Source organism: Tepidibacillus sp. HK-1 (genome assembly GCF_001748485.2).
Lineage (GTDB): Bacteria > Bacillota > Bacilli > Tepidibacillales > Tepidibacillaceae > Tepidibacillus_B > Tepidibacillus_B infernus.
In genome coordinates this window covers 1-258 of the sequence record NZ_BDGM02000070.1, presented here as the reverse complement: position 1 = coordinate 258, position 258 = coordinate 1, and the positions used below count along the sequence as shown (strand labels likewise).

Annotated in this window: 1 rRNA gene; it reads left to right on the top strand. The window is 41.1% G+C overall.

Going from position 1 to position 258, the window contains the following annotated elements:
• Positions 1-162: 162 nt before the first annotated feature.
• Positions 163-258 (top strand): 16S ribosomal RNA (locus BEN26_RS13875); the annotation flags it as partial.

Below are 258 nucleotides of genomic sequence, written 5' to 3'. Positions count from 1 at the left end.
ATTGCTCTTTGAAAACTGAACAGTGTAAAAGCCAAGCGTACCACAGAAAAGTGGACCTAATCAATTTATTAGAGTTAAGGATAACTTTTTATGGCCTCGTGAAGATGCTTATGTAGCTGAATCACAGGACGAGAAACTCTAAATGCTAAAACATTAAAAGTTTCTATGGAGAGTTTGATCCTGGCTCAGGACGAACGCTGGCGGCGTGCCTAATACATGCAAGTCGAGCGAGGAATTGGAAGCTTGCTTCTAATTCCT